We start from the raw sequence: 9,613 nt of genomic DNA, 5'->3' as shown, positions 1-9,613 counted from the left end.
GGCTCGCCGAATGCGCCTCAGCCGCTACTTCCTGCCACTCTTGCGCGACGATCCCAAGGAGGCGGAGATCGTCTCGCACCGGCTGATGCTGCGCGCTGGCCTCATCCGCCAGTCGAGCGCCGGCATCTATTCCTGGCTTCCCCTCGGTCATCGGGTGCTGCGCAAGATTGAACAGATCGTACGCGAGGAGCAGAACCGGGCCGGCGCCATCGAGCTACTCATGCCCACCATCCAGCCCGCGGAGCTGTGGCGGGAGAGCGGCCGCTACGAGGCATATGGCAAGGAGATGCTGCGCATCGCGGACCGCCACGAGCGGGACATGCTCTACGGGCCGACCAACGAGGAAATGATCACCGAGATCTTCCGCGCAGGCGCCAAGTCCTACAAGGACGTGCCTCGCATCCTCTATCATATCCAATGGAAATTCCGCGACGAGGTCCGACCGCGCTTCGGCGTTATGCGTGGTCGCGAATTCCTGATGAAGGATTCATACTCGTTCGACCTCGATAAAGAGGGCGCCGTCAAATCGTACAACAAGATGTTCGTCGCCTATTTACGCACCTTCGCCCGCATGGGCCTTCGCGCGGTGCCGATGCGGGCGGAGACAGGCCCGATCGGCGGCGATCTCTCCCACGAGTTCATTATTCTTGCCGAGACCGGAGAGTCCCAAGTGTACTGCCACAAGGATCTCGTGGCGATGCCGGCACCGCCACGGGACGTGGACTACGAGAGCGACCTCACGTCTTATGTCCGTCAACGCACCGAGCTGTACGCCGCCACCGACGATGTGCACGACGCCGAGCGCTTCAACAGCGAAGTGCCTGCCGATATGCAGCTTTCGGCGCGCGGCATCGAGGTGGGGCAAGTCTTCTATTTTGGCACGAAATACTCCGAGGCCATGGGCGCCAAGGTGCAAGGCCCGGACGGCGGGCTCGTCCCGGTGGAGATGGGGTCCTATGGTATCGGCGTCTCCAGGCTTGCCGGCGCCATCATCGAAGCCTCCCACGACGATGCGGGCATCATCTGGCCCCAAGCCGTCGCGCCGTTCGATGTCGGGCTGATCAACCTGAAGGTGGGAGATGCCGAGAACGATGCCGCATGCGAGGTTTTCTATGCACAGCTGCAAGCGGCGGGATTCGAGGTCCTCTATGACGACCGTGACGACAGGGCAGGGGCCAAATTCGCCGCCATGGATCTTATCGGTCTCCCCTGGCAGCTGATCGTCGGGCCCAAGAGCCTGAAGGCCGGCGAGGTCGAGCTGAAAGAGCGCGCCACGGGCGCCCGCCATAGTCTTACCTTCGAGGCCGCGTTGACTAAGCTGGTCGAGGCGGCGGAAGAGGCGCGAAAGGAAGGGGCATGAGTTCGGCCACGAGCACACGGGCATTCGCGCATTCGAATGGATGGTGGCGCTGCGATACTTGCGGGCGCGCCGCAAGGAAGGCTTCATCTCGGTGATCGCCGGATTTTCATTCATCGGCATCATGCTTGGCGTCGCCACGCTGATCATCGTCATGGCGGTGATGAACGGTTTCCGCCAGGAGCTGTTTGACAAGATGCTGGGACTGAACGGCCACGTCGTGGTGCACAGCCTCGGCGAGTTCACGGATTACGACGAGGTCGCCAACCGGGTTCGCAAGGTCGAGGGCGTGAAATACGCCTTGCCCTTGGTCGAAGGTCAGGTGCTCATCTCCACGCCTTATACATCGAGCGGAGCGCTGGTGCGCGGCCTACGCGAGCCGACCTCAAGAGTCTCACGTCGATCTCCGACAATATCCGCTTCGGCACGCTGGACGGCTTCGACGGACAACCCGGGCTTGGCGCTCGGCAGCCGCATGGCGAATTCGCTTAACGTCAAAGTCGGGGACGAGGTTTCGATCCTGACGCCACGCGGACCATCCACCGCGCTCGGCACGGCGCCGCGTGTGAAGCGCTACCCCGTGGCGGCGATCTTCGAGATCGGCATGTCGGAATACGATGCGAGCATTCTGTTCATGCCGCTGAAGGAGGCACAGCGCTATTTCAGTCAGCCCGATAAAGTGACCGTGCTCGAAGTGGTTCTCGATTCGCCCGACGAGGTCGCCGATCTGGCGCCGAAAATCATCACCGCCGGCGGCCCGACAATCTATGTCAGCGATTGGCGGCAGAGAAACGCGACCTTCTTCACCGCGCTTCAAGTGGAGCGCAACGTCATGTTCCTGATCCTGGCGCTGATCGTGCTCGTCGCCGCCCTGAACATCATCTCGGGCCTCATCATGCTGGTGAAGGACAAGGGCCGTGACATCGCCATTCTGCGAACCATTGGGGCGACCCGCGGGGCGGTAATGCGCATTTTCTTCATCGCCGGCGCGAGCATCGGCATTGTCGGCACCGTGGCCGGCTTCGCGCTCGGCGTGCTCGTCTGCCTCAACATCGACCGCATCCGCGGGGTCATCGCCTGGCTGACCGACACCGAACTCTTCCCGGCCGAACTCTATTATCTGTCGCAGCTGCCGGCCGACATGGACTCCGGCGAGACCGGCACCGTCGTGATCATGGCGCTCGTGCTCTCCGTGCTCGCCACCGTCTATCCGTCGTGGCGGGCGTCGCGTCTCGATCCCGTTGAAGCGCTGCGCTACGAATAGGGGGCACGGTGGATAATCCCGAGAGAACGGCGGCTTTGCGGCTTGAGCACCTGGACCGCGGCTTCACACAAGGTGACCGCCGCATCGACGTGCTCAAACAAGCCTCCGCCACGTTCTACCCGGGCGAGACCGTTGCGCTTCTCGGGCCCTCCGGCGCCGGCAAGTCGACCTTGTTGCACATCGCTGGTCTGCTCGAAAAACCGGACTCAGGCCGAGTCATCCTCAACGGCGTCGATTGCGACACCCTCAACGACAATGAACGGACCCGGGTCCGCCGGATGGAGGTGGGATTCGTCTATCAGTTCCATCACCTCTTGCCGGAATTCTCGGCGCTTGAAAATGTCATGCTACCGCAGCTCATCCTTGGGCTTACCAAGGCGGACGCGCAGTCCCGCGCCAAGGACCTCTTGGCGACGCTTGGTCTCGAGGAACGCTGGGACCATCGGCCGGCGGAACTTTCCGGCGGCGAGCAGCAACGCGTGGCCATTGCCCGCGCCGTCGCCAACAAGCCGAAGATCCTGTTGGCGGACGAGCCCACCGGCAATCTCGATCCCAACACCGCCGATCGCGTTTTCGACGAGCTTATGCAACTCGTGAACGAGGAAGGCGTGGCGGCGGTGGTCGCCACCCACAATCTCGATCTCGCGGCCCGCATGGACCGGACCTTGCGCCTCGCGGACGGTCACCTTGTCGAGGAATCCGTCGTCGTGATCGGCGTCGACCGCTAGCGGTTGACCAGGAAAGAACAATAGAAGAACATAGGTCGTCGGCTTTTCAGGCGGGTGGCCCGTGAATCGCCGGGATATCTTCGAGATCGCCGTCGATGTTGCCGCGCGAATCCGAAAGGGTGAAAGCCCAAGGCAAATCTCGAGAGAATGAACCGTGAGCGAGCGATCTCAACCCTTCGTGCATCTCCGCGTGCACTCGGCCTATTCGCTGCTCGAAGGGGCCCTCACCATCCCCCGTCTGGTGGAGCTTGCGAAAGCCGACGAAGCGCCGGCCCTGGCGCTGACGGACTCGAACAATCTCTTCGGCGCGCTTGAATTTTCCGAAGCCATGGCCGGAGCGGGTATCCAGCCCATTGTCGGCTGCACCCTGGCGCTCACCTTCGAGGCCCGGCGGGAGCGACGCCAGGCGCGGACCTGCGCGGTCCGAAGGCGGACGGCGCCAATAGCGCTCCTTGCCAAGGACAAGACCGGCTACGCCAACCTCATGCGCCTGTCGACCAGCGCCTATTTCACGGCCGCCGAGACCGGCGAGGCGCTTGTCACCATCGATGCGCTTGCCGCCCATGCCGGCGGTCTGATTGCACTCACCGGTGGGCCGGAAGGGGTCGTCGACCCTGCGCTCGCCAACGGCAATCCGGACCTGGCTCGCAGCCGTTTGGAAGCCTTGCAGACGCTGTTCGGCGACCGGCTCTACGTGGAACTCCAGCGCCACGGCTTAAGGCACGAGCGGACCGTTGAGTCCCAGTTGGTGCAGCTCGCTTACGATCTCGCCCTGCCGCTCGTTGCCACCAACGAACCCTTCTTTGCCGCCCAAGATGATTTTGAAGCCCACGACGCCCTGATCTGCATCGCCCAAGGAAGCTATGTCGCCGTGGATGAGCGCCGTCGCTTGAGCCCGGAGCACCACTTCAAGACGGCCGAGGAGATGCGCGAGCTCTTCGCCGATCTGCCCGAAGCGATCGAGAACACAGTGGAGATTGCCCAACGTTGCGCCTACAGGCCCATACAGCTCGACCCGATCCTGCCGGCCTTCCTGTCCGGTGAGAAGGCGACCAGCGCCCTGGCCGAGACGGAAGCCGCGGAACTGAGGCGGCAGGCCGAGGCAGGACTCCAAGTTCGTATCGCCCAGCATGGCACCGCGCCCGGCCATGACGAGGCGTCCTATCGAGAGCGTCTCGCCTTCGAGCTCGATGTCATCACCGGTATGAACTATCAGGGCTACTTTCTGATTGTGGCGGACTTCATCAAGTGGACCAAAGGGCAGGGCATCCCCGTGGGGCCCGGCCGCGGTTCCGGCGCGGGCTCGCTCGTGGCTTACGCGCTGACCATCACTGATCTCGATCCCATTCGCTTCGGGTTGCTGTTCGAACGCTTTTTGAATCCGGAACGTGTGTCCATGCCGGACTTCGACATCGACTTCTGCCAGGACCGGCGTGACGAAGTGATCGCCTATGTGCGCGAACGTTACGGCGCCGATCGCGTGGCGCACATCATCACCTTCGGTAAGCTTCAAGCACGTGCCGTGCTGCGCGATGTCGGCCGCGTGCTGCAAATGCCTTATGGCCAGGTGGACCGCCTGTGCAAGCTCGTGCCCATGAACCCGGCAAACCCGGTGACACTGCCGCAGGCATCGGCCGGCGAGCCGCGACTCCAAGAAGAGAGAGCGAAAGATCCTATCGTCGCAAAGCTGCTCGATATCGGGCAGCGGCTGGAAGGACTCTATCGTCACGCCTCGACTCATGCGGCGGGCGTCGTCATCGCCGACCGGCCCTTGATCGATCTGGTCCCGCTCTATCGGGACTCGCGCGCCCAGCTCCCCGCCACCCAATTCAACATGAAGTGGGCCGAAGCGGCGGGGCTCGTGAAGTTCGATTTTCTCGGCCTCAAGACGCTGACCGTCATTGACACGGCGCGGAAGCTCATTGCCCGCAACGGTCCCGACATCGACCCGGGCGAGATCCGGCTCGACGATGAGGCATCCTACGACCTCATGCAGCGCGGCGACACCGTCGGCGTGTTCCAGCTCGAAGGGCAGGGCATGCGCGACGCGTTGCGCAAGCTGAAGCCCGACCGTTTCGAGGACATCATCGCCATCGTGGCGCTCTATCGGCCGGGCCCGATGGACAACATCGACACCTATGTGAACCGTAAGCATGGGCGCGAGGAGATCGAGAGTCTCCATCCGACGATCGAGCCGATCCTGGCCGAAACCTACGGCGTGATCATCTACCAGGAGCAAGTGATGCAGATCGCGCAGGTGCTGTCCGGCTACTCGCTGGGCGAAGCCGACCTGCTGCGCCGCGCCATGGGCAAGAAGATCAAGGCGGAGATGAACAAGCAGCGGAAGCGCTTTGTCGACGGCGCCGTCCGTAACGGTGTCGACAAGGGTCGGGCCGAGTACATTTTCGAGCTAGTGGCGAAGTTCGCGGGCTACGGCTTCAACAAATCCCACGCCGCCGCGTACGCACTGATCGCCTACCAGACCGCCTATCTCAAGGCCAACTATCCAACCGAGTTCATAGCCGCCTCGATGACGCTCGACATGGGCAATGCCGACAAGCTCAGCAGCTTCGCGCAAGAGGCCCGTAGGCTCGGCATTCGTCTCGAGCCACCCTCGGTCAATCTGTCCGAAGTGGGATTTGTCCCCAACGATGGCGCCATCCGCTATTCGCTCGCAGCGCTCAAGAACGTGGGGCGTCAAGCGGTCGAGTTCCTCTGCGAGGAGCGGGCCAAGAATGGTCCCTTCAAGGACGTGTCCGACTTTGCCCGGCGCCTCAATCCGCGTCTCGTCAACAAACGTGCCCTTGAGACGCTCGCCGCCGCCGGCGCTTTCGATGATCTCGGCGTCGAGCGCGCTGTGGCCTTCGCCAATGTGGATCTCATGGTTGCCACGGGCAACCGCGCCCTGGAGACCAACGCCGAAGGGCAGGAAGATCTGTTCTCAGGGGCCCGGCATGCCCCGCCCGCCATCGAGCTCCCGCGCCGCCAAGCCTGGCTGCCCACCGACAAGCTCTCCAAGGAGTTCGACGCGGTCGGCTTCTTCCTGACCGGCCATCCGCTCGATGACTACAAGGAGGTCTTGGACAGCCTGGGGGCCGAGACGTGGGCGGAGTTCGCTTCCAAGGCCAGAACCCGACGCGTGGTGGGCACCCTGGCCGGCACCGTCCTGTCCGCGCGGGAGCGCCAGGGCAAAAGCGGCAATCCGTATGCCTTCGTAGCCTTCTCGGACGCCACAGGCCAATTCGAGGCGGTGATCTTCTCCGAGGCACTGCTTGCCGCCCGGCCGCTGCTTGAGGCCGGCACGGCGGTTGTGCTGGAGGTTGAAGCCGAGGCCGAGGGCGAGACCGTGCGGGTGCGGGTGCAGAGCCTCTCGTCGCTGGACAGGGCCGCGGAAGGCCGCTCCGCCGGCATGAAGGTCTATGTCGAGGACCCCCGCGCCTTGGGCGCGCTTGCCGAGCATGTGGGCGGCAAAGGGGGCGAGGGCCAATTCCGCCTCGTGCTGCGCCTGCAAGAACTCGACAAGGAGGTCGAGTTCGAACTGCCGCGGGGCATCGACACCACACCGCGCCAGCGCAGCGAACTAAAACTCGTCGAAGGCGTGGGCTCCATCAGCGCGCTTTAGCCCGGTCCCTCGGCCCTTTTTCGGGCTTTTCTGCCCTTGCCAAGGGGAAGCCTCGCCCCTATAACCCGCAGCATCTCACACGCGGGGATCAAGCGTCACAAAGGTTTCTAGCCTTTGCGCTCGCTCCGGTGATCGGCTCTTGGCCGGTCTCTTTCGCCCCGCGGCGGCAAAACCGGAAAAAGGAGTTAGCAGTCCAATGGCACTGCCCGATATTACTATGCGCCAGCTCCTCGAGGCTGGCGTGCATTTCGGTCACCAGACCCATCGCTGGAACCCGAAAATGGCGCCGTTCATCTACGGCTCCCGCAACAACATCCACATCATCGACCTGACCCAGACGGTGCCTTTGCTGCATCAGGCGCTCGTCACCGTGTCGGATGTGGTGGCCAAAGGCGGCCGCGTGCTCTTTGTCGGCACCAAGCGCCAAGCTTCCGAGGCGGTCGCCGACGCGGCCCGGTCCTCGGCCCAATACTTCATCAATCACCGCTGGCTCGGCGGCACGTTGACCAATTGGCGGACCATTTCCAACTCCATCAAGCGGCTGAAGTCGCTGGAAGAACTTTTCGAAGGGGACCATCACGGTCTCACCAAGAAGGAGTTGCTCCAGCTTACCCGCGAGAGGGACAAGCTCGAGCGGTCGCTTGGCGGCATCAAGGATATGGGGGCACCGCCGGACCTCATGTTCGTGATCGACACCAACAAGGAAGCGATCGCCATCGCCGAAGCCCGCAAGCTCGGCATGCCCGTGGTCGCCATCGTCGATTCCAACTGCGATCCGGACGGCATCAGCCATCCCATTCCCGGTAACGACGACGCGGGTCGCGCCATCACTCTTTACACTGATCTCATCGCCCGCGCGGCGATTGACGGGATCGAGCGGGCTCAAGGCTCCTCAGGCATGGATATCGGCGCGGCCGAACAGCCCCTGAGCGAGCCGAGCCTCGAAGGCGGCGAAGAAGCGCCGAAGGCAAAGGACGCTCCGGCCAAGAAGCCCGCGAAGGCTAAGGCCGCCGCCAAGGGGACCGAAAGCAAGGCCGAAGCTGAGGCTGAGACGGAGTCCCCCGAGGCCGAGACCAAGGAAACCGCGTAAACGAGACGCCGCGCCAGCCAGGGCGCGGCGCAACCCGAAGAGGATCGCATGCCGACGATAACTGCAGCCATGGTCAAGGAGCTCCGCGACAAGACCGGTGCGGGCATGATGGATTGTAAAGCGGCGCTCAACGAGACCGACGGCGACATGGAGGCCGCGGTGGATTGGCTGCGCGCCAAGGGGCTCTCCAAGGCAGCCAAGAAGGCCGGCCGCGTCGCCGCCGAAGGCTCATTGGCTTGTTCGGCGAATGACAACGAAGCCGCGCTGGTCGAGGTGAACTCCGAGACCGATTTCGTTGCCCGCAATCCCACCTTTCAAGACATGGTCGGCGAGATCGCCGAGGCTGCTCTCAAAGCTCAAGGCGACCTGCAAAAGCTCGGTTCCGCGACCTACGGCTCGACGAAAGCTACAGTCGCCGACACGCTGAAGGAAATGATCGGTTCGATCGGCGAGAACATGACGCTCCGCCGTACGGCCCATCTCGCCACCGACAAAGGTGTGGTGGCCAGCTACATGCACAATCAGGCCACACCGGGCCTCGGCAAGATCGGTGTCATCGTCGCCCTCGAATCCACGGGCGACGCCGACGCCCTGACGGCCTTCGGCAAGCAAGTCGCCATGCACATTGCCGCGGCCAACCCGCAAGCCGTCGACACCGACAGCCTGGACCAGGAACTGGTCGAGCGGGAGCGCGCAGTACTGACCGAGCAAGCCAAGGAATCCGGCAAACCCGACGATGTCATCGCCAAGATGGTCGAGGGACGCCTGCGGAAGTTTTACGAGGAGGTCGTGCTGCTCCAGCAGCCCTTCGTCCATGATCCCGACAACACGGTGGCGAAGGCTATGGACGCCGCCGGCAAGGACGCCGGGGCGCCGATCAAGATCACCGGCTTTTACCGCTTCGCCCTCGGCGAGGGCATCGACAAGGGCGAAAGTGATTTCGCCGCCGAGGTTGCTGCCGCAGCCTCAGGCTCCTAGGGTCGGCGCGGCGGCCCGCATGGAGTCGCCGGCCCCCCTTGGCTCGAGGATGCTGCCTCGCCGCCGGAGTTTGCGCTGATGGTCAAACCGCCTGCGACCGCGAAACTTCGTTACGGGCGCGTTCTCGTCAAGCTCTCCGGCGAGGCGCTCGCTGGCGAGAAGGGCTACGGCATCGATCTCGACGTCATTGAGCCGATCGCCAAGGATATCGCCGCGGCGGCGGATATGGGCGTCGAGATCTGCCTCGTCGTAGGCGGCGGCAATATCTATCGCGGCCTGATGGCGGCGGAAGGGGGCATGGACCGCGCCCGAGCCGACTATATGGGCATGCTCGCCACGGTGATGAATGCACTCGCGCTTCAGACCGCCATCGAACGCGCGGGCCCAACGGCCCGGGTGCTCTCGGCCATCCCCATGCCGACCGTCTGCGAGCCCTATATCCGCGACAAAGCCTTGGACCATTTGGCGAAAGGCCGCGTGGCTATCTTCGCCGGCGGCACCGGCAATCCGTTCTTCACCACCGATACGGCCGCCGCGCTGCGTGCCGCGGAGATGGAATGCCAACTGTACAGCG

The 9,613-nt window shown here is 63.6% G+C and carries 7 protein-coding genes; all 7 read left to right on the top strand.

Annotated features, from left to right (window positions below):
- Positions 1-10: 10 nt before the first annotated feature.
- Positions 11-1,360 (top strand): proline--tRNA ligase, encoded by a 1,350-nt coding sequence (proS, locus tag AUC71_RS00660; RefSeq protein ID WP_069622707.1) that lies wholly within the window; start codon positions 11-13, stop codon positions 1,358-1,360.
- Between the two features lie 40 nt (positions 1,361-1,400).
- Entirely contained in the window at positions 1,401-2,621 is a 1,221-nt protein-coding gene (locus AUC71_RS00655; RefSeq protein ID WP_244500737.1) for a lipoprotein-releasing ABC transporter permease subunit, read from the top strand.
- Between the two features lie 8 nt (positions 2,622-2,629).
- On the top strand, positions 2,630-3,349 hold the full coding sequence (locus AUC71_RS00650) for an ABC transporter ATP-binding protein (protein ID WP_204376592.1): 720 nt from the start codon (positions 2,630-2,632) through the stop codon (positions 3,347-3,349).
- 154 nt (positions 3,350-3,503) lie between these two features.
- Positions 3,504-6,971, top strand: coding sequence for a DNA polymerase III subunit alpha (gene dnaE, locus AUC71_RS00645; RefSeq protein ID WP_069622705.1), 3,468 nt, complete (start codon positions 3,504-3,506; stop codon positions 6,969-6,971).
- Positions 6,972-7,167: 196 nt separating this feature from the next.
- A complete protein-coding gene (rpsB, locus tag AUC71_RS00640; protein WP_069622704.1) occupies positions 7,168-8,061 on the top strand; it encodes a 30S ribosomal protein S2 in 894 nt (297 codons plus the stop codon).
- Positions 8,062-8,109: 48 nt separating this feature from the next.
- A complete protein-coding gene (tsf, locus tag AUC71_RS00635) occupies positions 8,110-9,039 on the top strand; it encodes a translation elongation factor Ts (RefSeq protein ID WP_069622703.1) in 930 nt (309 codons plus the stop codon).
- Positions 9,040-9,117: 78 nt separating this feature from the next.
- Positions 9,118-9,613: uridine monophosphate kinase (locus tag AUC71_RS00630; protein ID WP_141701347.1), on the top strand; the 496-nt coding region annotated here is incomplete at its 3' end.

This window comes from Methyloceanibacter marginalis (genome assembly GCF_001723295.1).
Classification (GTDB): Bacteria; Pseudomonadota; Alphaproteobacteria; order Rhizobiales; family Methyloligellaceae; genus Methyloceanibacter; species Methyloceanibacter marginalis.
The sequence above is the reverse complement of the archived record's forward strand: the minus strand, read 5'-3'. Positions and strand labels throughout refer to the sequence as shown.